Source organism: Anaerococcus obesiensis, from assembly GCF_016599815.1.
GTDB classification, from domain to species: Bacteria; Bacillota; Clostridia; order Tissierellales; family Peptoniphilaceae; genus Anaerococcus; species Anaerococcus vaginalis.
Map to the genome: position 1 here is coordinate 1,263,704 of NZ_CP067016.1, position 23,555 is coordinate 1,287,258.

Genomic DNA, 23,555 nt, shown 5'->3' on the forward strand with positions numbered 1-23,555 from the left:
CAAATATTATGAATTTAGAGATTAAGAGACAATTAATCAACTTTTATGATAAAGATGTTTGGGAGCATCTAACTGTTGGCGAACATTTGAAAATGTGGTCAAATACATACGCCGATAGAGTAGCAGTTGTAGATGAAAATGAAGAATTGACATATAGACAACTTAAAGATGAAGTGGATTGTTATGCTAATGGACTTTTAAATCAAGGCTTCCGTAAGGGAGATAAAGTATTATTTCAACTTCCTAATAGCAAAGAATTCATTATAATTTTATTTGCAATGATGAGTATAGGAGTGATTCCTGTAATTATCTTGATGGGTCATAGATATTCAGAAGTTAAGGGAATTTTAAATAAAACAAATGCAAAAGCATATATTGGAATTAACAGGTACTTAGGATTTTCATATGAAGATATGGTGTCTAATATTATAGAAGATACGAAAGAAGATTTACAAGTTTATTTGATTGGCGAAACAGAGAAATATGAGAAGTTATGTACCTTAAGACAAAATAGAAAAAATAAATTTGTTGAAGAATTAGAGTATAAGGAAACAGCTATATTTTTATTGTCAGGAGGTACAACCGGCTTTCCGAAACTAATACCTAATAGGCATTGTGAATTTATATATTTAGCAAAAGAACTGGCAAATGCAACAGATATGAATGAAGATACAGTGTATTTGGCAGCTTTACCTATGAGCCATAAATTTGCACTTTGTTGTCCGGGAATGATTGGGACATTGTCAAAAGGTGGTAAGGTAGTTACTTGTAGAGTATCCAGTCCTGATGAAATAATACCTTTGATTGAGGAACAGGAAGTTAGCATTATGGCATTGGTACCTACTTTAGCTAATATGTGTATAGAATATCTTGAAAATGATGATGCTGATATCAGCAGTTTGAAGTATATACAGATAGGTGGATCTGTTCTTGATTCTAACTTAGCAAAAAAGATTCAGGAAGAATTTAATTGTAAATTATTGCAATTGTATGGCATGAGTGAGTCGTTGATTACTTGCTCTAGGGTTTTGGACGATGATTATGACAGATTACATACTCAAGGGAAGAAGTTAAGTGAGTTTGACGAAGCTCGTATTGTTGATGAAAACGGGAAAGAGGTTCCTGATGGAGATTTTGGAGAGCTAATAGTTAGGGGACCATATACTATTTTGGAATATTATGATTCATCAAAACTAAATAATACTCAGTTTACAGAAGAATGTTTTTTAAGAACAGGAGATAGAGCCGCTAAGTTATATGGAGACAATTATAAAATTGTTGGTCGTGTGTTGGAGATGATAAATCGTGCTGGAGAAAAAATAGTTCCTTCTGAGTTGGAAAATATTTTGCTTACAAATAAGAATATTAGAGAAGTGCAAATTGTTGGCATACCCGATGAGACTCTCGGAGAAAAAATAGGTGTATTTATTTTGAAGGGGAGTACCGTTCTTACACTTAGAGATATAAAGAATTATTTGGTAGAAAGAGGACTTGCTTCTTTTAAGTTACCGGATGAAGTACAGTATGTTGATCAATGGCCATTAACAAGCGTTGGAAAGGTAGATAAAAGTAAATTAAAACAACAAATGATTAAATAGATAAGGAGGCTACAATATGGAAACATATCAAACTAGACAACAGGCAGTACGACTTCTTGATGAAGTGTTACAAGCAAACTTAGATGGATTTAAACCTTCAGGAAAAGACAATTTGATTGAAAAGGGTTTAGGCTCTATCCAAATCATGCAAATAGTTTCAGAGCTTAAAAATTAGGGATAAAATTATCATTTGCAAAACTAATGGAAAATCCTACACTTGAAGATTGGATTAGACTTATTGAAAAAGCAAATATTAAAAATATTGATAAAAAGACTGAATCAAGAGAAAAGAATATTTCGGAAGAGTTCCCTTTAACGGATGTACAGTATGCTTATTTTGTAGGGAGAGAAGAAGATCAGGTTCTAGGTGGTATTGGGTGTCACGCATACTTAGAAATTGATGGACAAGAGATTGTAACAGATAAATTAACTGCTGCTTGGAACTGTTTACAAATGGAAAATCCAATGCTTAGAGCAAAATTTAACCGTAATGGTACTCAGCAAATTATGGAAGAACCATACTCAAAAGAAGTTAAAATTTTTAATTATACTTCACTATCTGAAGAAGATGCAGACATAAAATTATTGGAAATGAGAAAAGAAATGTCTCATAGAAAATTTGATATAGAAGTTGGAGAAGTAGCTAGCCTTAGCATTGCGTTACTAAAGGATAAAAAACATAGAATATTTTAGATATTGATATTCTAGTTGCAGATATAATGAGCATAGGCATTATAATGAGTAGACTTGTAGAGCTGTACTGCGGAGAAGATAAAGTTTCAATAGATAGCAATTATACTTTTAAAAATTATCTGGAGGAACGAAAAATAGATGACGAAATATACAAAAAAGATAAGGAATTCTGGAAGAAAAAATTGAATCCAGTTTTCCTTTAGAGGCACCTAACTTACCCATTAACAAAAAACCAGAAATGATTGAAAAAGTGGTTTTTTCAAGAAGAAAGAAAATTATTAGCAAAGAAAACTGGATTAAGATTAAAGAAAATGCATATAAAAATAAAGTTACCCCATCAATGGTTCTGTTATCAGCATATTCAATGATTATTGAAAGATGGACAAATCAAGAAAAATTTGTGATCAATGTGCCATTATTCAATAGAGATGTAAATGATAATAGTGTTAAAAGAATGGTTGCAGATTTTACTAATCTTCTATTAGTTGAGTGTGAAAGAAAGAATGAAAAATTTTTAGATAGAGTGAAAACTATATCTGGCACATTTTTAGAAAATGCCTCTCACAGCTCATACTCTGGAGTGCAGGTACAAAGAGATGTTTATAAAGAAGTTGGAAAAACTATCAATATTGCACCTGTGGTGTTTGCTTGTAATATAGATTATCCTTTAGAGACTCAGGAAACAAGAAAAATATTCGGGAAAATAAACTATATGGTATCACAAACTCCACAAGTTTGGCTCGATTTTCAAACTTATTTAGTAGATGATGAGATTGTATTATGCTGGGATGTGGTTGATGAATTATATCCAGATGGAATGATTGATGATATGTTCGACTCTTTATACACTTTATTACAATCATTAAGTGATAATGAAAATTGGTATAGATTGCCTGAAATTCTTCCGTTGAATCAGATTGAAGATAGAGAAAAAGAATTAAAAAATATTTGCCTTTGAGTTACCCTAAACAAACTCTCTATACAGAATTTCTTGATAGGATTAAAGTAAACCCGGAAAAAGTTGCTATTGTGGATGCACAATCCGGTATTGAATTAACTTATGGAGATTTATACAAAAAGGCGTTAATTATTGCAACAAATTTAATTTCTTTTGGAGTAAAAAAGAATGACTACGTGGGAATAACATTGCCAAGGGGATATAGTCAAATAGTTGGTATTTTAGGAATTTTATTTGCCGGCGCAGCATATGTTCCTATCGGTATTAATCAACCCAACGAAAGAAGAAGGAAAATATATGAACAGATAGGAATAAAACATGTCTTATCCAATAAAAATACAATAAGGGATTTTAATTTAGATGATACAGATATCACATTTGTTGATATAGATCAATCAACTATTCAAAGTATAATTGAAAAACCTGTCAATATTAGTCCGTTTGATACAGCCTATGTAATTATGACATCAGGAACGACGGGAATTCCTAAAGGTGTGGAAATTGCACACAATAGTGCTGTTAATACAATCAATGACTTAAATGAAAGATATGAAGTAAATGCCAATGATAGCGTAATAATGGTATCAGCAATTGATTTTGATTTATCAGTTTATGATATTTTTGGAATATTATCGGCTGGAGGAACCATCATTACTTTAGATGATAATAATTTCAAAGATCCGGAACTTTGGTTAAAACTTATTGAAAAATATGAAGTAACAATGTGGAATTCGGTGCCAATTCTTTTTGATATGCTAGTAACTATGGCAGAGGGTAAAGATGTTTCTATTCCATTGAGATTAGTTTTTCTTTCTGGAGACTGGATTGCAACAACATTACCTAAAAGATTTTATAACAGAAGCAAAAATTCTCTTGTAGTTGGAATGGGAGGAGGAACAGAGGCTTCCATTTGGTCAAATTATATCAATGTTCCAAAGGAAATACCTAAAAATTGGATTTCTATTCCATATGGAAAAGCGTTAAAGAACCAAGTCTATAGAGTAGTTGATGGTTTAGGAAGAATATGTCCTAACTATGTTAAAGGAGAATTGTTAATTGGTGGGGTTGGTGTTGCAAAGGGATATAGGGGAGATAAGGAATTAACAGAAAAGAAATTTATAGAATCGGATGGAGTTAAATGGTATAGAACTGGAGATGCTGGAAGAACATGGAATGATGGAACTATTGAATTTTTAGGAAGGCTTGATAATCAGGTAAAAGTTAAAGGGCATCGAATAGAACTTGGAGAAATTGAAGATGCTTTAATTGGAAATCCTAAAATTAATAAAGCTGTTGTTGATGTTATTAAGATAGGCACTAATAATCAATTGGTCGCATTTATTGAAAGTAATGAGAGTAAGGATTATACATTAACTAGATTAAGTAGTAATGAAAAAATAAATAAACTGAAATCTGAATACATTGATTATGATGAGTATCTAAATAGTGAAAATAATATGGTTTTAGGTTTGATATTTTCTATTTCATGGATTTGGGTATTAGTCAAGGAAAAAGGTATTCTTTTGATGAAATAATGAAATTTGGAGAAATAGATATAGGATACGAATTGCTCGTAAAAAGATGGCTATTATTATTGCAAGAGCATAGTATGATAAGTTTAGAAGATGGTATTTACTTATTTAAAAAATAGATATAGCATTAGACACAACAGTCAACCTAGATAATTTCAAAAATAATGTGGTAGATATTATACAGGGTAAGAAACAAGCTATTGATGTGTTTTATGCTTCTGAATCTAAACCTAGTCCTTCCAGACTTTTGAGAAAACTGAAAAATTATAGAGAAAATATAAATGAACTTATTGAAACTATAAAGATGGTATTTGATGGCAAAAATAAAAAGCTTAAGATTTTAGAAATAGGTGGAAGAAATAGCGAATTAACAGAAGAGGTAATTACAAACTTTGAAGATAAAATCGAAAAATATGTTTATACGGACAATTCACTATATTTTGCAAATGAGTTTGAAGACATAAAAAATAAATATACTTGTTTCGAGTTTATAAAAATAAATTCTTCAAGTAAGTATTTGGAAAATTTTAAAACGGAAAATTTTGATATTGTCATATTATATAATTCACTACATCGTTCTCATAATATTTCAGATATGTTGCGTAATATAAAAACCATATTATCTCCTATGGGCGTTGTGATTGGAACTGAAATAAATGATGAATTATTATTACCAGAAATTAGTGCATCTGTATTAGAACGTGGTTTTATTGATTTTGATTTGTTAGAGCGTAATGGAAAATTATTCCAAATATTAAAAACATTAAAAATGCAAGTGAAAATTGTAAATATAAAATTGAGTATTTATCTAATGAGACTGAAATTAACAAAATGGGAAGTATGATATATGTTCTTAAAATAACAAAATAGATGTTGAACAAGATGAATTAATTAAATTTTTAAAGAACAAGCTTCCTGAATACATGATTCCATTTGAATTTGTAATAGTAGGAGAAATGCCTTTAAATAAAAATGGTAAAATTGATAGAAAAGAATTAAGGAAATTGATAGAAGGACATGATAATCAAGATTCTGGTTATGATAGCAAAAGTATTGAAGGTAAAATGAAACAGAAAAGTATGATGAAATTACAAGGAAATTAGTCAATATTTATAAAGAAATTTTAAATGATATGAATGTATTATCGACTTCTAATTATTTTCAATTAGGAGGAGATTCTCTTACAGCGACGAAAATTGTTTCCGAAGTACAGAAAGAATTGTGTGTACAAATATCAATTGGAGACATCTTCAAATATCCTGTTTTGAGAGAACTTTCAGAGTATATTAAAAAATTGACAAAAAGAGAAATTTATCATTTCAAAAATTATACCTGATGTTGAAAATATAAATGAGCCATTTCCATTAACGGATGTGCAATTTGCATATTGGATAGGAAGAAACAAAATGTATTCTTTAGGTTCAGTAGCAACACATTGTTACTTCGAATTAGATTGTTTGAATATTGAGCCTAATAAACTTCAAAAGATAATAAATGATATGATTAAGTATCATTCTATGTTAAGGGCGATAATTTTAAACAATGGAACACAACAGATATTGGAAAAAGTTCCACCATTTATGTTAGATATTAATAACTTATCATGTCTTAATAAGGTTGAACAAGAGGAAGCTTTAAAATTGACTAGAGATATTATGTCTCACGAAATATTAAAGATAGATAAATGGCCTATATTTAATTTCAAACTTAGCATTTTAGATGAAATTAAATCCAGACTCCACATTAGTTTAGATAATATTATTTTAGACGGTTGGAGTATGTTCTATATTCTAGATGAATTGAAATTAAGATATAATGATGAAATTTTATAAGGAATTACCAGATGTTTCATTTAGAGATTATGTTTTAGAAATTAGAAAAGTAAAAAACACATCTAAATATCAGGTTGATAAAAAATATTGGCTGAATAGATTGAATGGATTTTTGGAAGCCCCTAAATTTGAAATAGCAAAGTTAGAAAGTGATATAGAAGAACAAACTTTTAATAGAAGAGAAAAATCATTGATTCTTGTGGATTGAATAAATTAAAAGGAATCGCAAGAGAAAATAACATAACATTGACAATTTTATTAATAACATTATTTTCTGAAATAATTAGGAAATATTCATTAAATGATGAATTTGTATTAAATATTACACAGTTTAACAAGGAACAAATTCATCCGGATATAAATAAAATCATAGGAGATTTTACTAACCTAACATTTCTTGAAGTAAAAAATTGTACTAGCGATTCATTGCTAGAAAAATCCAAAATGTTGCAAAAACAATTATTAGAAGATACAAAACACAATTCATATAGTGCTGTAGAATTTGGAAGAGAATTAAGGAATAAATACTCTAACAATAGATATTCTTTAATGCCTATAGTATTTACAAGTGGATTAGGTTTGTCTGAAGGCAGGAAAGATACTTGGCTAGGAGAACTTGTATATAATATTTCTCAAACACCACAAGTTTGGCTTGATCATCAAGTTATGGAAATGGACGGCAAATTAAAAATAATTTGGGATTCCATTGATGAAATATTTACGGCACAGTTGCTAGATAGGATGTTTGAGTCTTATGGAAACTTATTGGATACTATAATAAATAATACCAATACATTTTCCACTAAAATTAATTATAAGGAAAATAAAGATACTGAAAATAATGTATGTATTAGAGAAGACTTATCAGTTTATCAAAATAATGAACCTGATGAAGATATTCATAAATCAAACAAGAAAACAGAAGATAAACTGAACACTGAGCTACTTTATTCTATATCAGAAATTTGGAAAGAAATTTTAAAAATTGAAGAAATAAAAAAGAAGATAACTTCTTTAAACTAGGAGGGAATTCTTTAAATATGATACAACTATCTAATACATTAATGGAACGATATGGTTTTCATTTAGAATTAGGAGAATTTATGGAAACTCCATATATTGAAAATTTGGTAATAAAGTTGATGGATTTTTTGAAATGATGTATTTGGAGAGAGGAACATTATGATGAAAGCGATAGTTTGTGGAACAACTTTTGGTCAATCCTATATAAATGCGATAAAAAAATAAATAATATTGAATTGGTAGGTATATTAGCTTTTGGAAGTAGTCGTTCTAAGAGGTGTGCAGAAGAACATAATGTTCCACTATATGTTGATGTAGATTCTATTCCAGGAAATATAGATATTGCATTTGTTATAATTAAATCTTCTGTATTGGGAGGTAAGGGAACTGAATTGTCAGAGAGTCTCTTAAAAAAGGAATTCATGTGATACAGGAACATCCAATTCATTATAGAGAGATAGAGAACTGCTTAAAGTTGGCTCATGAATTCAACTCATATTATATAGTAGGGAATTTATATAATTCATTGGAAACTATTGAAAATTTATTGAAGCTGCAAAATATTTAAATAAAAAAGATGTTCTTGAACATGTAGATATCATGACATCTTCGCAACTTCTTTATTCTTTGATAGGTATTCTGAACGAAGCATTACCTCTTCTTAGAAGTTTTAATATAATTCCAACGTTAACAGAGAAAAGATACCCTTTTAATCGTGTTGTTTTGTCAAATGGGCAATTGGATGTAAACTTACAAATTCATAATGAGGTTTCTGATGTGGATGGGAATAACCATATGCATCTTCTTCATAAAATTACTTTTTTTATAAAAGTGGAAGATTAGATCTTGAAGATACCTTTGGATCTGTAATATGGAGGGATAGAATGAATATATCTGATAATATTGTGTTAGATTCAAAACAAATTGATGTTAATTATTTAAATAAGCCAATAAAATTTAGCTTGGCAAATTACAGTAACTTGACATATGAAACTATACTTTATGATGTTTTTCCGAATGCCATAAGGAAAGAAATTGAAAATTTATTGAAAATGTTAAACAAAGAAAAATAATATTACAAGAATGCAAAAGGAAATAATAGTTTCGAAAAATGGGGAGAAATAATGAAAGAAATAGGGTTTCCTAAAAATGTTAAATTTGGTGAAGAACATCTTAACCATTTACAAGCTTTAAAAATTTAGGGATGAAAAAATGAAACTAAAAAATGATAGTACAGACTTAGAATTATTTGATTATGTAAATGAGCTGAGAAAACAGGGAATGTTTTTATTTGTGGAAGATAAAAATTAAAATATAGAATCAAAAAGAATTATACAATGAAGAGGTAATCAACGAAATTAAAGTTAACAAAGAGGATTTACTCAGATATTTATCAAAAGCACAAGAAAACACTTTGGAATTGAGTTCACTTCAGTTGGCATATATGGCTGGACAAGTAGATGGGGAATTTTTAAATAAAGTTAATGCTCATTATTATATTGAATTTGAAAAGCAAAATTTAAATATTGCTAATCTTGAAAAAACATTAATTTGATGATTAGAAAAATGATATTTTAAGATTGATTTTATTATCGGATGGTAGAGGGATTATACTGGAAAAAGTTCCTGAATATAAAGTTTTTAAATATCAATATAATTCTAAAGAGGATAGGTATAAAATGCGAAAGATTTTATCGCATATGAAGTATAATATCGAAACATGGCCTATGTTTAAATTCGTAGTTGGAAAGAAAATTAATGGCGGGAATAAAAATGATGTACTCCACATAAGTTTTGATTGTTCTATATTAGATGCGTGGAGTGCAGGTAATATGATATATAAGCTTTTTGCGTTATACGAAGGAGAAAAATAAGTTTTTCCGATGTATCTTATAAGATTATGTAATGAATTTAAGAATATATAAGGAACTTGCGTTTAATAAGAGACTTTTAGATGAGGCTGAAAAATATTGGAATAAAATGATAAAAACACTACCAAAAGCACCGAATTTAAGAACGAAAATGCCGATTAATGACTTAGAAGAATACAATTTTAAAAGAAAAGAATATCGTTTTAGTAAAGAACAAACTGACAATTTAATACATTATTCAAAACTAAGAGGTGTAACGTTGTCTGCTATATTAATCACTATTTATATGAAAGTATTGTCTGACTTAATTGAGACTGACGAATTAACAATAACAACAACATTATTTGGGAAATTACCAGTAGTTAAAATGCAGATGAATTGTTGGGAGAATTTACAAATATAGGATTAATTAGCTATAAAGATGAATATAAATCTATATTAGAGTCCATCAAAAAAACCCAAAAACAAATATTTAAGTTATTAGAATATAGATGTTTTGATGGGATTAATGTTATAAATAAAGCTAGGCAAGAGAATGGAATAAATAAATTGTTTCCAATAGTAGTTACCTGTATGATTGGAGAGAGTTATAACAATTGTAAAAATGGATTCCATGAAATATGTTCATTAAGTCAAACACCTCAAGTTTATCTAGATCATCATATAAGAATGATTGATGATAGTATTGTGATTACTTTTGATTATATAGATGAATTATTATATGAAGAGGATATTATTTGGATGGTAGGTAAGTATATTGATGTTTCAAATGAAATATGCTCTAATTTTTGATAAATCAACTATGGAGGGAATAATATGAAAAGAAAAAGTTTAATATTGAGTATCAAAAAGAATTTATAGTGGTAAATATAAAACAATAATCTCACAAGAAAATGTTAAAACGCTCCTGGTTGAACCAGAATTAGAGGAAGATAAATCGGAATTTAAGATAAATTATATTGATAATATTAATACAGACAATGAAGTAAAAAAGAGAAAGTATTTTGTCCAAAAATTTTTATTAGATTTATTAACTGAAATTAATGTTAAAAAATAAAAATAGACAACAAGAATGAAAATATAATTAAATACTGGTTGAAATATGTGAAAGATTTTAAAGCAGATGAGATGAATGAAGTAAAAATCGCAGAGGATTCTTTATATAGAAAACTACAACTAAAAAAGAATTTATTTGTAGATATACTTGAGAATAATAATAAAAAAGAGCTTTTGCTTTTAGATAATGAAATATCCCCAGCAAAACTAGGCATTAGAAGTGAGTTTACTGAGAGTTTATTAGATAAATTAATTAAAAACATCAATAATGAAAGTAAAGATATTAAAAGGTTAACAATAGGCATTGTTAATGATGTAGATTGCACAATAAAAGATAACTTAGTCAGCAGAATTAAATATTTAAACAATGTAATTTTATTAAATGATTGCAATGATAAGAAATTTTTAAAAGATAATTACTTAAGTAGATTTGATCACATTATTTCTGTTAATTTTTTACATCAAATTGAAGATGTTGAATCTTTTTTCAAAACCTCAAAACTAATGTTAAAAAGAAACGGAAAAATTCATGTAATTGATTTTGGTAAAATGGATCCAATATCTATACTTACAGCCATATTTTTTCAAGAAAAAATCTTAATGTAGAAACTGAAAAACGTACGCAGTTTTTTATAAAGTTGATTATATTAAGAAAATAGCCAAAAATATTTTTTTAAAAATACTATGTTTTCGATAGAAAATAATATTGCTTATTATCTCGAATCAGAAAACTATACAGATCATCTTGAGTTGACAAATAACTTAGAAAATGAAATTGGGTTAGATTTCGATAAGAAGATTGTTTTGCTGTCATTGGACTCTTTTGATGTGGATGTCTCTGATAAAGCAACAATAAAAGAACAATTAAAAATTATAATGAAAATTTAGAAGAAATCTTAAAATAATATGGATGCAAAATTTGGATATAGATGATGTAGATAGAAATTCTAATTATTTTAAGCTTGGAGGAAATAGCTTATCTGCAACAAAGCTTCTAGTTGAGATAGAAAGAAGATTAAAATGCAAACTCACATTAAATGAAATTTTTTCAAATCCTGAATTTGAAAAATGTTAAATTCGATAAATTCAAAACAGTTAGGTATGGAGGTAGTAGAAGGTGAAATATGATAGGAATAATTGGAGCTACTGGAGATATTGGTTCAGAATGTACTAAAATTTTGAATGATTATGGAATCAAAGATATAAAGTTGGGATATAGAAGAAAAGAAAAAGTTTATAAGAGTAAGAATACTTTTGCATTTATAGATTTGGATGATATAAATACTTGTATTGAGTTTGTTGATGGATGTGACTGTATTATAAACTGTTCAGGGTATTCAGATTCATCAATATTTAATTTAATAGATACAGTTAATAAAACAAATGTATTCTCATTGACTTAAGTTATTATAATTTCTATGAGAAATCTGTTTTTGAAGGAGGAACAATATATCATGGAGTTGGTTCATCGCCAGGATTAATAGAAGCATTGCCAGTTATTATTTCTAGAGTTTTTGATAAAACCCTTAGTTTTCAAATGTATTACGCCTCTAATGGAGAATTTACTTATAATGCAGCCAAAGAATACTTGAGATATTTAAGTGAAGATGGTTTTTATGCAAGATCAATCTTAAATTCAGGAAAGATAGAACCCTATTTGGCAGGAAATAAAACAATAACATTGCCAATAAGCAGCGAAAGATGGGTGCCATTTCCGTATATTGATAAAAGAACTCTTAAAGTTTGTAGGCAAATAGGTGTGGAAAATGCCATATTTTATATGTGCATAAAGAACGGATATGTTTGCAATTTTTTAAAGAATATTCGTTCTGATAACATTGAAAATATAAATGTAATGGCACAAAAATTAGTGGATTTATCCAATTTGGATAATATTGAAAAAAAGAATTTGGAGGATTTATCTTAGAGGCAACAGGAATAAAAATAAAATACTATAGATGCTAATATGATTTTAAAAAGCATTTCACCAACTAGATTAACGGCTCTAACAGTAGCAGCTGTTTCTATTTTAGCTCTAGAACATGGTAATAAAACTGAAATCAAAGATATGAGTGAGTTTCCTTTATTAAATAGTTTACTTGATAAGATGATGGAAATGGATACAACATTTTATTACAAATTGATGAAAGGAACAAATTTGAAATTGAATAATATCTTTGAAGGAGAAATATAAAATGAAAAAAGATTGAAAGCCATAGTTTGTGGCACGAATTTTGGGGAATTTTATTTAAAAGCATTAAAGAGAGCCGAATCAGATTTTCAAATTGTTGGTATTATCGGAAGAGGCAGTGAAAGGTCAAAGACACTTTCAAAGAAATATAATGTACCACTGTATTTTAATGTTGAAGAATTGCCATCAGATATAGATTTAGCTTGCGTTATTGTTAGAAGTGAGGGAACAGGTGGGGATGGAACAGAATTGTGCATAGATTTACTAAATAAAGGAATAAACGTAATTCAAGAGCAACCTGTTTATCAAGAACATTTATATAAATGTTATAAGCTAGCAAGAGAGAAAAACCTTATTTATTTGACTGCAAATCTATATTCAAATTTATCAAATATGCAGAGCTTTGCAGTGTATGCAAAAAATTAAATATATATTCTAAGTTAGAATATATAAGCGTTTCTTTTTCTACACAATTATCATATGTAGCTTTGGATTTATTAGCTATTTCTGGTATTTTAGGTGATTTAGAGTTGGATAATAATATAATAAAGGGATTAGGCCCATTTGATATATTATATGGAAATATAGGGAAATTGCCTATTTTAATAGAATTCAATAATCAATTAAATCCCAAAACACCTGATTATAATATGCAATTAATGTATAGTTTTAAACTTTATTATGAAGATGGAGTATTATCGCTAAATGATGCTTATGGAGATGTTGCTTGGCGTCCAAGAACATATTTAAAAGGAGCTAAAGACGATTTAAATATAGGTAAAGAGTCAATCTACAAGGTTTTGAATTCTTTAAAAGAAACGAGTACTTCAAAATTTTTTCAAACATACTGGATTGATTCAATAACAGCAGAATTGATTAAAATGAAGAAATATATGAATTCAGGCAAACTTGATATTCGTCGAGTAAACAGGGAACTATCAACATCTAAAAATGGGAAATTTTGCAGAAAAAAGCGGGATATGCAAAGTTTATGGAGACTAGTAAAGAGAAGCTGCTTTTGCTGAGTGATATAAAATTTTTGATGAATAATTTAATAAGGAGGTAAATAATGGAGAACGGTTATAAAGAAATAATTGAAAAATATTCTAAGCAAGGTATTGAGTTGTATGTTGATGGTGAAAAGTTAAAATATAAATCCATAAATGGTCAGTTAGATGAAGATATTTTAATGGAATTAAAATTAAATAAAGAGGGACTTAAAGAATACATTAAAAACTTGAGAATAAATATGATGTTAAAGATGATTACGCACCATTTCCATTATCTCCAGTTCAGACATCATATCTTTATGGAAGAGATGACTTACATTCATATGGAAATGTATCTTGTCACATTTATCAAGAATTTTATATGATAATTTAGACGTTTCAAAAGTACAAGATACATGGAATTACTTGATAAATAAACATGAAATGCTGAGGGCAGTTATATTTAAAGAAGGATATCAAAAATACTACAAAAAGTTCCAGAATATGAGGTTGTTACTGGAGATAGGATATCTATTAGAGAACAGTTAGAGGATAAAGTTTATCAATTAGAAAATGGCCAATGTTTGATATTGGAGTATCAAATTATGGAGAAAATCAATTTTACACTTTTCGATGGATTTTATGATATGTGATTGGTCAAGTATATGGCAACTTTTATTAGAGTTTGAGATGAAGTATTTTAAAGGAATAGAGAATGATAGACAATCTAAGATATCATTTAGGAATTATATAATAAGTGAAGAAAAGACAAAAGAAAACTCGGAATACAAGAAGGCGAAAGCATATTGGAGTCAAAAGACTAGAAAATTAAAGACATCTCCAGTAATACCTTTAAAAACGCTAAAAGAAACGGACGTTTGCAAGTTTAAAAGATTGTCTTTCACATTAGATAAGGATATGTGGGATAAATTTAAAATTTTAGCTCAAAACCATGCTTTAACACCGACAGCATCAGTATTGACTGTATATAGTGAAGTACTAAAAAATGGAGTACAGAAAAGAATTTCTTATAAATTTAACTTTATTTAACAAGAAAATTTAGGGGAAAATATAGAATATTTAGTAGGCGATTTTACAAATACATCGGTAATTTCGATAAAAACATAAAAGAATCTTTTTCAGAGTTAGCAAGAGAAGTTAATAAAGAATTATTCAGCTCAATAGATAATAGTGCATATCCTGGAGTTAATATATTAAGAGATATTGCTAAACTGCATAACTCCAAAGAATTTTTAGCACCATATGTATTTACAAGTGCAATAGGTTTAATTAAAAAGAGGTTGATAGGAAGATATGTGTATGGAATATCTCAAACACCGCAAGTATTTATTGATTGTCAAGCTATGGATACTGAATTAGGTTTACAGATTAATTGGGATGTTCGTGAAGGAATATTTGAAGATGATATGTTGGAGGATATGTTTAGTGAGTTTAAAAGATTTTAATAAATTTATCGAACAATAAAGAATTTTGGGAGAAACGTCTTGAAATTGATCTACCTAAGTGGCAACGTGAAATTAGAGAAAAAGTTAATGCTACAAATAAAAAATTAATAATAAGACATTATTAGAAGATTTTATAGAAAAAGTAAAATCTTATCCAGATAAGGCGGCTGTTATAGACTCTAGAGGTTCAATTTCTTATAAAGAATTATATAATAAGTCTGTATCTATAGCTTTAGCATTGAAAGAAAAAATGTAAAAAAGGTGAGCATATAATTGTAAAACTACCACATAATAAAAGTCAAGTTTATACTATTCTTGGAATACTTATGGTAGGAGCTATATATGTTCCAGTAGATTTTAATATAGAAGAAAAAGATTAGAGAATATTTTAAAACAATGTAATTGTAAAGTTATTTTGACAAATGGCAGTTGTTATTATAGCAGACAAAGAAATTTTGTGAACATTGATGATGTAAATTATAGGTTGGATTTGATAAATATGTTTAATATAGAACATGTTGATTCGAATGATGCAGCTTATATCATGTTTACGTCAGAGACTACTGAAAATCCAAAAGGTGCTGTAATAAATCATGGCGCAGTATTTAATACTATATATGATATAAATCAAAAATTCGAAATATCTGAGAGAGATTGCTTATTAAGAATATCAAAATTAGATTTCGACTTATCTGTTTATGATATTTTTGGAATGTTATCAGTTGGAGGAACTATTGTATATCCTGATGAAAGTGAGTATTTAAATCCTGCTCATTGGGATAAATTGATTGAAGAAATTCTGTGTCTATATTAAATATGGTACCAGAATTAATGAAACTATATTTAAATTATTTAGAAAATTTATCAAAAAAACAAAATTTTATTAAACTAATATTGCTGTCAAGAGATTGGATTCCTTTAAATATGCCTAATGCGGTGCAAAAAACTTTTGTAGAATCTAAAATAATAGTATTGGGAGGTGCTACAGAAGCCTCTATATGGTCTAACTATCATGAATATAAAGGTATTAAAAAGGGATGGAAAAGCATTCCGTATGGGAAACCGCTCACTAATCAACAAATTTATGTATTAGATAAAAATTTTGAAGATTGTCCAGTTTATTGCGAAGGTAATTTATATATAGCTGGTAGAGGCTTGGCGGAAGGGTATTTAGGAGATAAAAAGTTAACAGAAGAAAAGTTCTTTATTCATCCTCTAAAGCAGGTCAGACTTTATTCTACTGGAGATTTGGGTCGCTATTTATCAAGTGGAGAAATAGAATTTTTAGGTACGGAAGATACTCAGGTAAAAATAAGAGGCAATAGAATAGAACTTGGAGAGATAAAAAACACCTTAATGAAACAGGAAGGAATTGATGATTTAATTGTTAGAGTCAACTATAATAAGGAGGATAAACCGATTGAAGTTATTGCCAAAATAGGGGTTGATATTAGTGAGGTTGACGAACAATACGATAAATATTTTGATGGGTTTGAGGCAATAGAAGAAAATATTCAGAGAAATATAGACTATGATTGTTATCAATATATTTGCAAACAAAGGGATATAGTTTGCCTTAATTCGATGTTAAATACTTTGATAGATTTAGGGGTATTAAAAATATTGGTTTAAATTTATATAATTATGAAAAAATTCAACTGATATAGATTTAAAATATCATAAAATTATAAATAAGTGGATAACTCAGCTTAAAATAAATAATGTTATTTATTCAAAGGGAGAATCAATTGTAATTCCTAAAATAATAAAGAAAGAATTATTAGATAAGTTATGGAATAATTGTATTTTAATGTGGGATAATGCATTCGGAGATATTAATATAATGTATTATATTAAGGAAAATATAGATAATTTAAAAAACATTTTAACAAACAAGATTGATCCAAGAGGAATTCTTTATCCTAATGGCTCAAAGAAATATACAGAATCTCTTTATGAAAAAAGTATATTTTCAGCCTTGATTAATGACTATTATTGCCAGTTTTTAGAAAATTATTTAAAGTACAATAAAAAGAAAAGATAAGAGTTTTAGAAATTGGTGCAGGTACTGGTGCAACAACAAAAAACTATTAAAAATACTTGATGGTCATGACTATGAATATCATTTTACAGATTTGCAAAAATATTTTTTACCACAGGCTAAAGAGAATTTTAAAAATAATAAGAATATATTAGTTTACCAACTAGATATAAATGAAGATCCAATTAAAAATGGCCTACAACCAAATTATTTTGATATTATTATAGGAGCATATGTATTGGAAAATGTTAAAGATATTGCTAAAAGCATGTCTTACATTAAGACATTGATGGCACCTAAAGGATATTTGTTATTCTCAGAAGCTATAAAAAACGAACCTTGGCTATTGGTATCGCAAGCATTAATGATGGAAGAAGCAACTGATAGCATAAGAGAAGAAACTGTATTTATAGACACAAAACATGGGAAAATATATTGCTTAAGGTTGATGATAGCAATAAAGTTTATAAATTTCCATATGAGAATAAATCGTTAGGGATTTTTGGGGCAACTCTTTTTATTAAAAAGTTTAAAACGAAGTTTATGGAAATAGATAGGGAAAAAATAAACGAGAGTATTAAGGGATATTTGCCAAATTATATGATTCCATCTAAAGTTTACTATGTAGAATCTATAATGTTGAATAGTAATGGCAAAATTGATCAGGAAAAGAATTTTGATATAATTAATGCTGAGAATAATGAAGAAAAAGTTTATACAGCTAACAATGAAGCGACATCTGAAACTGAAGAAAAAATTCTTAAAATTTGCAAAAATTTGTTGGAAACTGAAGATTTAACACTGGAATCAAATTTTTATGACTTTGGTGCAGATTCACTTATTATTGCAAAATAGCAACCGAAGTGAAAAATAAGCTAAATAAGGAAATTTCTTTTGAAGAATTATTGAGAGAAATAATTAATTTTCCTTTTGTATCTGAAATTTCTGCGTTTCTGGAAAAAAGTGATGACAAGGACGTAGAAAAAGATTATAGTGATGAAGAAATGGTATATACAAAAATTTTTAAAGGTTCAAACAATTTGGAGACCTCAAGGTTAAGGGTACTTGTACACGGCGCTTTTGGAAGTTGGGAAAATTTCAAGTATTTAGCTACAGAATTATGCCAACAAAATGCAGGAGATGTTTTGATATTGGGAGTTTCAAATATAAAAAATATTTAGAACTTGATAAGAAAAACCTGGTGCCTATGTTAGCGGATATGTATTGTAAAAAGATAGTTGGATTTGATGTCAAAGAAGTGCAGCTAATAGGATATAGTTTTAGTGGAGTCGTAGCAATAGAAATGGCAAGAAGACTTTTAGAAATGGGAATCAATGTTGTTAATTTATCTATAATTGAAGGCGGAACAATTCCAGAGAATAGTTTTGATGAATTACCACTTGAATTAATATTCATATATGCGTTTGGTATAAACTTAGAAGATTTAGGAATTAGACAAATTGATATATTTGATGATATTTATACTTCAATTGATACTAATAAAAACATACTAACGATATCAAATATTTTAGATCATTTAAATAATGAAGAAGATAAAAATCTTATTATAGAATTAAACAATATGATACAGAGTGATAGATTTATTAAGTATCATAGTCTTATTAATAAAAAGCAGAAACAGGCGTTATCTATGTACTCTTTGTTTGAACTATATAAAATATTTAGACATTCAGTAGAAGCTCAAAAATATAATCCCGATCTTTTCTTTGGGGATCTTGATTATTATATTGCTAAAGATAACAAAGGAGCATATAAATATATTGAGCATTTAGTTGATAAATGGAAAGATTCAATTATAGGCGATATAAACAAATTCTATATTGATGGAAATCACTACAGTTGTGTACAAAATAAAAATAATGCTAAACAATTGGCGATGTTAATAAAAATAAACGTCTAAAGGAGATGTAAATGAAGGTGTCAAATGTTTTGATATGTGGTAATCCAGAAAATTTACATTATTTGCAAGCAAAAACTAAATTATGTATATTAGATTCTGAAGATGAGTTAGCTGAGAAAATGCTTATTTTAAAAATCTAAAACTATACAAATTTGTTTCGCAGTTACCATCAGATATTAAATGGGCGTATATTCCTCAAAAATCCTTGATAGCTTCTAACAATCCCTATTTAAGAATGGAATTGTTAGAAGCCGGAATTTCTATAGTTGATCAGATGCCATTGGATGTAGATCAAATAAAAGATTGTGTAAAAATTGCAAATAATAAAAAAGTTTATTATATTCCAGAAATACCAAGTGAAAATGATATTTTTTTAAACAGTGTACAAATACGATATATGAAGAATTTAGTAAGAACAATATTTTATATATTGATGGGTTATTTTCAAAGTTTTTGATATATTATATTTTTAAAATACTGAAAGAAGGATTGAAGACAAATCAAAAAGTAAATATAACAAATAATCATGGTAATTCAATGATAAAATCATTTTCAGGATATATTGCAAGTGTTCCGTTTTGCATAAGAATATATAGACCTAATCTTAATGAAGAATATCAATTTACTGCGTACAATGATGAGTTAAAAATTTTCACAAAAAATTGTTGCATAACAATTAACTTTATTCAGAAAAATATATTATATGGTTATAATATAATAAAAAAACAGCAGGAAATATTAGCGGTTTTAATCAAACATTGAAGAACAATTATAAGTTGAATTTAAGTACAGTTATTGAGGAGGGCATAGATATAAATGAAATTAATTATCGCTCTCATATTCAAGAAGCATTAAACGATTTATCTTTTATTCAAGATATAAATAAAGTATTATCATGTGATAAAATGACAGGAATAGGAGAATATAAAAGAAAAATAATTGGTTTCAAACTTTGAAACAAGGAGATGGATTTAATTATAATAATTCAGTTACAATAAATATGAGTAAAGAAATTGCTAATATAGAGAGGAATTATTCATATATCTCGAAAGAATATTTATTAAAGTATAAAGAAACGTTGGATACTTATATATTAGGAGAAATATTTAAATTTTTTAAAGACAACGGTGCTTTTAACGATCAAAATATAAAATATTCTGAGGAAAAGATCATTAAAAACTGCTTCCATAGCAAAAATAGTAAGATAGTAAAGAGATGGTTAAAAATGCTTGTTTTGCATGGATTTATAGAAAATAATGAAGGAAGTTTTTATTTGACTAAGAATTTACAAATCAATACAGAACAACTTTTTTGTGAGTTGCGTGAATTATGGGATTGGAAATTAGGTGATCCCTCTTCGATAGATTATATCAGAGAAAATATAAAAAATTTGAAAGAGTTGTTTTATGGGGAAATTGATTGTAATGCTATATTATTCCCGGAAGCTGATATAAAATATGCTACAGCTCTGTATAAAAATAATTTAATATACAGATTTTTAAACGAAATAATCGGAATTCAGGTCGCTGATTATGTAAACCGACATTTTGAAAGCAAGCTTAGGAAAATAACCATACTTGAGGTTGGCGCTGGTATAGGTGCGTCAACAGATAGTATAATTACAAATTAAATGAATATAGTTTGATACAAAAATAAATTATTTATATACTGATATTTCGAAGTTCTTTTTAGATATTGGAAAAGAGAAGTTTAAAAATAATTCAGCAATTAAGTATTTAAGGCTTAATATTGATAATTTAGAAGAGATAGAATCTTTAGATAAGGTAGATATTATTGTTGCAGCAGGGGTTTTAAATAATTCTAGTAATCTTGAGAAAGTAATGAAGGCATTTTTAAAAAAGATAAGACCAGATGGAGTAATGTTGATTACAGAACCAATAGGTAATCCAATTGAGATGCTAGTATCACAAGTATTTATGATGGAAGAACCTGATGATATACGAAAGATTAAAAATAGCACTTTTTTAGAATTAAATGATTGGATAGAACTTATTAATCGATGTGGGGATTTTGATATTAGTATTTTCCCTAGAGAAAATTTCAAATTGAATATATTTGGGCAAAAGTTATTAATAATTAAAGATAAAGTGAGGTGAAAATATGGTAACACAAAAATATAATATTGTTTTTATATGTGGAGCATCACATGCTGAATGGTGTTGGGATGAAAATTTTACTAAATATTTTATAAAGAAAGGCTATAGTGTTAATATCCACGTTCTGTCTAAAAATGCGAGAAATGTTAGGAACTCTGTTTTAATGTTAGAAGAAATTATAAGAAAGATAAAAGAGAAAGTAATAGTAAATTAGCGATAGTTTCTCATTCAATGGGCAATTTAATCTTAAATGAATATTTACAAGATGATAAAATATTAATAATGTAAATGCAATAGTATTACTTTCACCTTATCCAATTAGTAATAGGTTATTGAATGCTATAAAAATTTCTTTTAATTATTACGGAAAAACGAAGGAAGAACTTTTCTTTTCTGGAAGAGTAGATAAAGCTGAAGAATATGTAGCTAAAATGAAAGAAGAAGCTAAAATATAAGATTGTTGACATTAACATATTCTTCTATTAAATTTTTTTGCAAATTTGTACCAACTTTTATAATTGGCTCAAAAAATGATAGATGCATACCTGTAAAGTCTCTGATTGATAGTATGAATTATTATGGTGCAACTTTGAAGATTTATAATGAATTATGTCATGATTGTATGCTTGATCCACATTGGGAAAAAGTTGCCGAAGACATACATTTATTCTTACAAAATAATCGTTCATGAATATGGATGTTGTAAATTCATAAAAATCATGTCTCTTCTAAATTCTCTTGACTTAAAATGGAATATATAGTAAATTTTAGATAACAAAGTTATCTGCATATAGGAAGAGGTGAATAACATGAAAAATCTGAAAGGATTTGATGTTACACACGAAAACATTTTGAAAAGTGGGAAAATTAATTTTTTAAATGATGGATATGAACGAGCTAATTTAAGAAAGATATGTAAAGATGCCGGTGTTACTACAGGGGCTTTTTATAGACATTTTGAGGATAAGGAAGCTCTATTTGTTGCATTAGTTGAACCACTCGCTAAAGAGATTTTAGATTTATATACAAAATTTGAAGAAGAATCATTTAGAAGTATTGATGAGAAACACATTAAAGATTTAGCTGAAATTAATATTGATGGATCAATTGAAACCGCAATATATATATTTAGAAAAAAAGATATATTTGAACTTTTAGTGTATAAAGCGTATGGAACAAAATATGATAATTTCATTGAAAATTAGTAAAAATGGAAGATTTAAATAGAAATAAAATCTCAAAAATAGTTTTAAAAGATAATTATAAATACATTAATATATCTGAAAAATCAATGCACTTACTTAATCATGCATATATTAATGCATTGTGTGAAATTATTATGCATTCTGACAATATTGAAGAGGTTAAACAAAACTCAGAAATTGTTGCGAGATTTTTTCGTGAAGGGTGGAAAAAATTGCAAGGATTTTAAGGGTTAGTTTTTTGCATAAATGATAACTAAGTTAGCTAATAATGTTATTTTATTTGGAGGTGTTGATTATGAAACAAAAAAGTCCTGCTGCTATATTGTGGGAGCTTGCAAAAAGGAACATTCAAAGTTAAAACATCTGTATTTATAGCGAGTATCGGTGTTATTGCAGGGATTGTTCCATATATTGCAGCAAGTCGTATTTTAGTTGAATTGTTAAAGGGAAATGAGGATTTTAAAATTTATTCTTTATGGTTAGGAATAGGATTGTTATCCTACATCTTAAAATCATTTTTATACTCTATGGCTTTATCTGTATCCCATAAAGCAACTTTTAGTGTACTGAAAGATGTTCGTTTAAGAATGCTTGAAAAACTTCCAAAGATGCCATTAGGAGAAATAATCTCTGTTCCAAGCGGAAACTTTAAGCAGATTATAGTGGATCAGGTTGAAAGTATGGAGAAACCGCTCGCTCACCTGTTGCCTGAAATGACATCGAATCTCTTAGGTTCTTTGAGTATATTTATTTACTTATTATTTCTTGATTGGAGAATGGCTCTTTTATCATTAGTATCCATTCCTGTGGGAATGCTTTTTATGGGACTCGTAATGAAAAATTATGCTGTTCAATATGAAGGATCTGTAAAGGTAAATCGAGAAATGAATTCTGCAATTATTGAGTATGTCAATGGAATAGAAGTGATAAAACATTTAATCAAGACAAGAGATCGTACGCAAAGTACAAAGATAAAGTCATTGCAAATGCAAGATACTTTTATGAATGGATGAAGAGCTGTCAGTTACCTGTATCTTTATCTAAAATATATCTCCTACTACA

The 23,555-nt window shown here is 27.9% G+C and carries 43 protein-coding genes and 1 pseudogene; all 44 read left to right on the forward strand.

What is annotated here, in order from left to right; genetic code table 11:
* Positions 1–8 precede the first annotated feature (8 nt).
* On the forward strand, positions 9–1,598 hold the full coding sequence (locus tag I6H46_RS06265; RefSeq protein ID WP_004838455.1) for an AMP-binding protein: 1,590 nt from the start codon (positions 9–11) through the stop codon (positions 1,596–1,598).
* Between the two features lie 16 nt (positions 1,599–1,614).
* Positions 1,615–1,773, forward strand: a complete 159-nt coding sequence (locus tag I6H46_RS06270; RefSeq protein WP_200225624.1) for a hypothetical protein — start codon at positions 1,615–1,617, stop codon at positions 1,771–1,773.
* A gap of 26 nt (positions 1,774–1,799) precedes the next feature.
* Entirely contained in the window at positions 1,800–2,291 is a 492-nt protein-coding gene (locus I6H46_RS09895; protein ID WP_234287292.1) for a condensation domain-containing protein, read from the forward strand.
* 44 nt (positions 2,292–2,335) lie between these two features.
* Positions 2,336–2,494, forward strand: coding sequence for a hypothetical protein (locus I6H46_RS09900; RefSeq protein WP_234287293.1), 159 nt, complete (start codon positions 2,336–2,338; stop codon positions 2,492–2,494).
* Between the two features lie 35 nt (positions 2,495–2,529).
* The gene (locus I6H46_RS09905) at positions 2,530–3,249 is read left to right on the forward strand and encodes a condensation domain-containing protein (protein WP_234287294.1); all 720 of its coding nucleotides are present in this window, start codon (positions 2,530–2,532) and stop codon (positions 3,247–3,249) included.
* On the forward strand, positions 3,246–4,784 hold the full coding sequence (locus tag I6H46_RS09910; RefSeq protein WP_234287295.1) for an amino acid adenylation domain-containing protein: 1,539 nt from the start codon (positions 3,246–3,248) through the stop codon (positions 4,782–4,784). Before I6H46_RS09905 ends, I6H46_RS09910 begins: the two co-directional genes overlap by 4 nt.
* A 163-nt stretch (positions 4,785–4,947) precedes the next feature.
* Positions 4,948–5,625 (forward strand): class I SAM-dependent methyltransferase, encoded by a 678-nt coding sequence (locus I6H46_RS06280; protein ID WP_200225625.1) that lies wholly within the window; start codon positions 4,948–4,950, stop codon positions 5,623–5,625.
* Positions 5,626–5,704: 79 nt separating this feature from the next.
* Positions 5,705–5,884, forward strand: a complete 180-nt coding sequence (locus tag I6H46_RS06285; protein WP_200225628.1) for a hypothetical protein — start codon at positions 5,705–5,707, stop codon at positions 5,882–5,884.
* 29 nt (positions 5,885–5,913) lie between these two features.
* Positions 5,914–6,117, forward strand: a complete 204-nt coding sequence (locus tag I6H46_RS06290; protein ID WP_200225631.1) for a phosphopantetheine-binding protein — start codon at positions 5,914–5,916, stop codon at positions 6,115–6,117.
* A 70-nt stretch (positions 6,118–6,187) separates the two neighbouring features.
* A complete protein-coding gene (locus I6H46_RS06295; protein ID WP_200225633.1) occupies positions 6,188–6,613 on the forward strand; it encodes a condensation domain-containing protein in 426 nt (141 codons plus the stop codon).
* Positions 6,600–6,821 carry a hypothetical protein gene (locus I6H46_RS06300; RefSeq protein WP_200225635.1) on the forward strand — a complete coding sequence of 74 codons (222 nt, stop codon included), beginning with the start codon at positions 6,600–6,602 and terminating at the stop codon, positions 6,819–6,821. The genes I6H46_RS06295 and I6H46_RS06300 overlap by 14 nt, the downstream gene beginning before the upstream one ends.
* The gene (locus tag I6H46_RS06305; protein ID WP_200225636.1) at positions 6,818–7,636 is read left to right on the forward strand and encodes a condensation domain-containing protein; all 819 of its coding nucleotides are present in this window, start codon (positions 6,818–6,820) and stop codon (positions 7,634–7,636) included. Before I6H46_RS06300 ends, I6H46_RS06305 begins: the two co-directional genes overlap by 4 nt.
* A gap of 17 nt (positions 7,637–7,653) precedes the next feature.
* Positions 7,654–7,773 carry a hypothetical protein gene (locus I6H46_RS06310; protein ID WP_200225638.1) on the forward strand — a complete coding sequence of 40 codons (120 nt, stop codon included), beginning with the start codon at positions 7,654–7,656 and terminating at the stop codon, positions 7,771–7,773.
* 39 nt (positions 7,774–7,812) lie between these two features.
* Complete coding sequence (locus I6H46_RS06315) at positions 7,813–8,064, forward strand: Gfo/Idh/MocA family oxidoreductase (RefSeq protein WP_200225641.1); 252 nt, start codon at positions 7,813–7,815, stop codon at positions 8,062–8,064.
* 172 nt (positions 8,065–8,236) lie between these two features.
* Complete coding sequence (locus I6H46_RS10575) at positions 8,237–8,479, forward strand: hypothetical protein (RefSeq protein WP_407648102.1); 243 nt, start codon at positions 8,237–8,239, stop codon at positions 8,477–8,479.
* A 41-nt stretch (positions 8,480–8,520) separates the two neighbouring features.
* Positions 8,521–8,709, forward strand: a complete 189-nt coding sequence (locus I6H46_RS06320) for a hypothetical protein (RefSeq protein ID WP_200225643.1) — start codon at positions 8,521–8,523, stop codon at positions 8,707–8,709.
* A 507-nt stretch (positions 8,710–9,216) separates the two neighbouring features.
* Complete coding sequence (locus I6H46_RS06325) at positions 9,217–9,510, forward strand: condensation domain-containing protein (RefSeq protein ID WP_200225645.1); 294 nt, start codon at positions 9,217–9,219, stop codon at positions 9,508–9,510.
* 31 nt (positions 9,511–9,541) lie between these two features.
* Complete coding sequence (locus I6H46_RS06330) at positions 9,542–9,910, forward strand: condensation domain-containing protein (RefSeq protein ID WP_200225647.1); 369 nt, start codon at positions 9,542–9,544, stop codon at positions 9,908–9,910.
* Positions 9,889–10,299 (forward strand): condensation domain-containing protein, encoded by a 411-nt coding sequence (locus tag I6H46_RS06335; RefSeq protein ID WP_200225649.1) that lies wholly within the window; start codon positions 9,889–9,891, stop codon positions 10,297–10,299. Before I6H46_RS06330 ends, I6H46_RS06335 begins: the two co-directional genes overlap by 22 nt.
* Positions 10,300–10,611: 312 nt before the next feature.
* Positions 10,612–11,169, forward strand: coding sequence for a class I SAM-dependent methyltransferase (locus I6H46_RS06340; protein WP_200225651.1), 558 nt, complete (start codon positions 10,612–10,614; stop codon positions 11,167–11,169).
* Between the two features lie 304 nt (positions 11,170–11,473).
* Positions 11,474–11,638, forward strand: a complete 165-nt coding sequence (locus tag I6H46_RS06345) for an acyl carrier protein (protein ID WP_200225654.1) — start codon at positions 11,474–11,476, stop codon at positions 11,636–11,638.
* 49 nt (positions 11,639–11,687) lie between these two features.
* Entirely contained in the window at positions 11,688–11,966 is a 279-nt protein-coding gene (locus I6H46_RS06350; RefSeq protein ID WP_200225656.1) for an NAD-dependent epimerase/dehydratase family protein, read from the forward strand.
* 86 nt (positions 11,967–12,052) lie between these two features.
* Positions 12,053–12,490, forward strand: a complete 438-nt coding sequence (locus tag I6H46_RS06355) for a hypothetical protein (protein WP_200225658.1) — start codon at positions 12,053–12,055, stop codon at positions 12,488–12,490.
* A gap of 39 nt (positions 12,491–12,529) precedes the next feature.
* The gene (locus I6H46_RS06360; protein ID WP_200225660.1) at positions 12,530–12,757 is read left to right on the forward strand and encodes a hypothetical protein; all 228 of its coding nucleotides are present in this window, start codon (positions 12,530–12,532) and stop codon (positions 12,755–12,757) included.
* Positions 12,758–12,769: 12 nt separating this feature from the next.
* Positions 12,770–13,180, forward strand: coding sequence for a Gfo/Idh/MocA family oxidoreductase (locus tag I6H46_RS06365; protein WP_200225662.1), 411 nt, complete (start codon positions 12,770–12,772; stop codon positions 13,178–13,180).
* 62 nt (positions 13,181–13,242) lie between these two features.
* The gene (locus tag I6H46_RS06370; RefSeq protein ID WP_200225663.1) at positions 13,243–13,779 is read left to right on the forward strand and encodes a hypothetical protein; all 537 of its coding nucleotides are present in this window, start codon (positions 13,243–13,245) and stop codon (positions 13,777–13,779) included.
* Between the two features lie 44 nt (positions 13,780–13,823).
* Positions 13,824–14,129, forward strand: coding sequence for a TubC N-terminal docking domain-related protein (locus I6H46_RS06375; RefSeq protein WP_200225664.1), 306 nt, complete (start codon positions 13,824–13,826; stop codon positions 14,127–14,129).
* A gap of 247 nt (positions 14,130–14,376) precedes the next feature.
* Positions 14,377–14,793 (forward strand): condensation domain-containing protein, encoded by a 417-nt coding sequence (locus I6H46_RS06380; RefSeq protein WP_200225665.1) that lies wholly within the window; start codon positions 14,377–14,379, stop codon positions 14,791–14,793.
* A 266-nt stretch (positions 14,794–15,059) separates the two neighbouring features.
* Positions 15,060–15,209 carry a hypothetical protein gene (locus tag I6H46_RS06385; protein WP_200225666.1) on the forward strand — a complete coding sequence of 50 codons (150 nt, stop codon included), beginning with the start codon at positions 15,060–15,062 and terminating at the stop codon, positions 15,207–15,209.
* 415 nt (positions 15,210–15,624) lie between these two features.
* A pseudogene (locus I6H46_RS06395) lies at positions 15,625–16,841 on the forward strand (AMP-binding protein).
* Positions 16,842–17,052: 211 nt separating this feature from the next.
* Positions 17,053–17,253: a hypothetical protein gene (locus I6H46_RS06400; protein WP_200225668.1), complete on the forward strand. Its 201-nt coding sequence runs from the start codon at positions 17,053–17,055 to the stop codon at positions 17,251–17,253.
* 91 nt (positions 17,254–17,344) lie between these two features.
* A complete protein-coding gene (locus I6H46_RS06405; RefSeq protein ID WP_234287296.1) occupies positions 17,345–17,746 on the forward strand; it encodes a methyltransferase domain-containing protein in 402 nt (133 codons plus the stop codon).
* Positions 17,747–17,793: 47 nt separating this feature from the next.
* Positions 17,794–18,105: a hypothetical protein gene (locus I6H46_RS06410; protein WP_200225669.1), complete on the forward strand. Its 312-nt coding sequence runs from the start codon at positions 17,794–17,796 to the stop codon at positions 18,103–18,105.
* An 8-nt stretch (positions 18,106–18,113) separates the two neighbouring features.
* A complete protein-coding gene (locus tag I6H46_RS06415; RefSeq protein ID WP_200225670.1) occupies positions 18,114–18,431 on the forward strand; it encodes a hypothetical protein in 318 nt (105 codons plus the stop codon).
* Between the two features lie 26 nt (positions 18,432–18,457).
* Positions 18,458–19,171 carry a thioesterase domain-containing protein gene (locus tag I6H46_RS06420; protein WP_234287297.1) on the forward strand — a complete coding sequence of 238 codons (714 nt, stop codon included), beginning with the start codon at positions 18,458–18,460 and terminating at the stop codon, positions 19,169–19,171.
* An 11-nt stretch (positions 19,172–19,182) separates the two neighbouring features.
* Positions 19,183–19,311, forward strand: coding sequence for a hypothetical protein (locus tag I6H46_RS10310; RefSeq protein ID WP_267907436.1), 129 nt, complete (start codon positions 19,183–19,185; stop codon positions 19,309–19,311).
* Between the two features lie 95 nt (positions 19,312–19,406).
* A complete protein-coding gene (locus I6H46_RS06425; protein WP_200225674.1) occupies positions 19,407–19,628 on the forward strand; it encodes a hypothetical protein in 222 nt (73 codons plus the stop codon).
* A gap of 301 nt (positions 19,629–19,929) precedes the next feature.
* Positions 19,930–20,127 carry a hypothetical protein gene (locus tag I6H46_RS06430; RefSeq protein ID WP_200225675.1) on the forward strand — a complete coding sequence of 66 codons (198 nt, stop codon included), beginning with the start codon at positions 19,930–19,932 and terminating at the stop codon, positions 20,125–20,127.
* Positions 20,128–20,171: 44 nt separating this feature from the next.
* Entirely contained in the window at positions 20,172–20,801 is a 630-nt protein-coding gene (locus I6H46_RS06435) for a hypothetical protein (protein WP_200225677.1), read from the forward strand.
* A 64-nt stretch (positions 20,802–20,865) separates the two neighbouring features.
* The gene (locus tag I6H46_RS09915) at positions 20,866–21,288 is read left to right on the forward strand and encodes a methyltransferase domain-containing protein (RefSeq protein ID WP_325100621.1); all 423 of its coding nucleotides are present in this window, start codon (positions 20,866–20,868) and stop codon (positions 21,286–21,288) included.
* Between the two features lie 4 nt (positions 21,289–21,292).
* Positions 21,293–21,502 carry a hypothetical protein gene (locus I6H46_RS06445; RefSeq protein ID WP_200225679.1) on the forward strand — a complete coding sequence of 70 codons (210 nt, stop codon included), beginning with the start codon at positions 21,293–21,295 and terminating at the stop codon, positions 21,500–21,502.
* A 595-nt stretch (positions 21,503–22,097) separates the two neighbouring features.
* Positions 22,098–22,493, forward strand: coding sequence for a TetR/AcrR family transcriptional regulator (locus tag I6H46_RS09920; protein WP_234287299.1), 396 nt, complete (start codon positions 22,098–22,100; stop codon positions 22,491–22,493).
* A gap of 5 nt (positions 22,494–22,498) precedes the next feature.
* The gene (locus I6H46_RS09925) at positions 22,499–22,720 is read left to right on the forward strand and encodes a hypothetical protein (RefSeq protein WP_234287300.1); all 222 of its coding nucleotides are present in this window, start codon (positions 22,499–22,501) and stop codon (positions 22,718–22,720) included.
* Positions 22,721–22,825: 105 nt separating this feature from the next.
* Positions 22,826–23,506 carry an ABC transporter transmembrane domain-containing protein gene (locus I6H46_RS10675; protein WP_456151197.1) on the forward strand — a complete coding sequence of 227 codons (681 nt, stop codon included), beginning with the start codon at positions 22,826–22,828 and terminating at the stop codon, positions 23,504–23,506.
* Positions 23,507–23,555: the final 49 nt, after the last annotated feature.

Coding starts and splice junctions, on each gene's coding strand:
- I6H46_RS06265 (WP_004838455.1), top strand. CDS start 9: ATGAATTTAGAGATTAAGAGACAATTAATCAACTTTTATGATAAAGAT.
- I6H46_RS06270 (WP_200225624.1), top strand. CDS start 1,615: ATGGAAACATATCAAACTAGACAACAGGCAGTACGACTTCTTGATGAA.
- I6H46_RS09895 (WP_234287292.1), top strand. CDS start 1,800: ATGGAAAATCCTACACTTGAAGATTGGATTAGACTTATTGAAAAAGCA.
- I6H46_RS09900 (WP_234287293.1), top strand. CDS start 2,336: ATGAGTAGACTTGTAGAGCTGTACTGCGGAGAAGATAAAGTTTCAATA.
- I6H46_RS09905 (WP_234287294.1), top strand. CDS start 2,530: ATGATTGAAAAAGTGGTTTTTTCAAGAAGAAAGAAAATTATTAGCAAA.
- I6H46_RS06285 (WP_200225628.1), top strand. CDS start 5,705: ATGATTCCATTTGAATTTGTAATAGTAGGAGAAATGCCTTTAAATAAA.
- I6H46_RS06290 (WP_200225631.1), top strand. CDS start 5,914: ATGAATGTATTATCGACTTCTAATTATTTTCAATTAGGAGGAGATTCT.
- I6H46_RS06295 (WP_200225633.1), top strand. CDS start 6,188: ATGTATTCTTTAGGTTCAGTAGCAACACATTGTTACTTCGAATTAGAT.
- I6H46_RS06300 (WP_200225635.1), top strand. CDS start 6,600: ATGAAATTTTATAAGGAATTACCAGATGTTTCATTTAGAGATTATGTT.
- I6H46_RS06310 (WP_200225638.1), top strand. CDS start 7,654: ATGATACAACTATCTAATACATTAATGGAACGATATGGTTTTCATTTA.
- I6H46_RS10575 (WP_407648102.1), top strand. CDS start 8,237: ATGACATCTTCGCAACTTCTTTATTCTTTGATAGGTATTCTGAACGAA.
- I6H46_RS06320 (WP_200225643.1), top strand. CDS start 8,521: ATGAATATATCTGATAATATTGTGTTAGATTCAAAACAAATTGATGTT.
- I6H46_RS06330 (WP_200225647.1), top strand. CDS start 9,542: ATGAATTTAAGAATATATAAGGAACTTGCGTTTAATAAGAGACTTTTA.
- I6H46_RS06345 (WP_200225654.1), top strand. CDS start 11,474: ATGCAAAATTTGGATATAGATGATGTAGATAGAAATTCTAATTATTTT.
- I6H46_RS06350 (WP_200225656.1), top strand. CDS start 11,688: ATGATAGGAATAATTGGAGCTACTGGAGATATTGGTTCAGAATGTACT.
- I6H46_RS06360 (WP_200225660.1), top strand. CDS start 12,530: ATGATTTTAAAAAGCATTTCACCAACTAGATTAACGGCTCTAACAGTA.
- I6H46_RS06375 (WP_200225664.1), top strand. CDS start 13,824: ATGGAGAACGGTTATAAAGAAATAATTGAAAAATATTCTAAGCAAGGT.
- I6H46_RS06380 (WP_200225665.1), top strand. CDS start 14,377: ATGGATTTTATGATATGTGATTGGTCAAGTATATGGCAACTTTTATTA.
- I6H46_RS06400 (WP_200225668.1), top strand. CDS start 17,053: ATGTATTATATTAAGGAAAATATAGATAATTTAAAAAACATTTTAACA.
- I6H46_RS06410 (WP_200225669.1), top strand. CDS start 17,794: ATGGAAATAGATAGGGAAAAAATAAACGAGAGTATTAAGGGATATTTG.
- I6H46_RS06420 (WP_234287297.1), top strand. CDS start 18,458: ATGTTAGCGGATATGTATTGTAAAAAGATAGTTGGATTTGATGTCAAA.
- I6H46_RS10310 (WP_267907436.1), top strand. CDS start 19,183: ATGAAGGTGTCAAATGTTTTGATATGTGGTAATCCAGAAAATTTACAT.
- I6H46_RS06425 (WP_200225674.1), top strand. CDS start 19,407: ATGGAATTGTTAGAAGCCGGAATTTCTATAGTTGATCAGATGCCATTG.
- I6H46_RS06435 (WP_200225677.1), top strand. CDS start 20,172: ATGAGTAAAGAAATTGCTAATATAGAGAGGAATTATTCATATATCTCG.
- I6H46_RS06445 (WP_200225679.1), top strand. CDS start 21,293: ATGGTAACACAAAAATATAATATTGTTTTTATATGTGGAGCATCACAT.
- I6H46_RS09920 (WP_234287299.1), top strand. CDS start 22,098: ATGAAAAATCTGAAAGGATTTGATGTTACACACGAAAACATTTTGAAA.
- I6H46_RS09925 (WP_234287300.1), top strand. CDS start 22,499: ATGGAAGATTTAAATAGAAATAAAATCTCAAAAATAGTTTTAAAAGAT.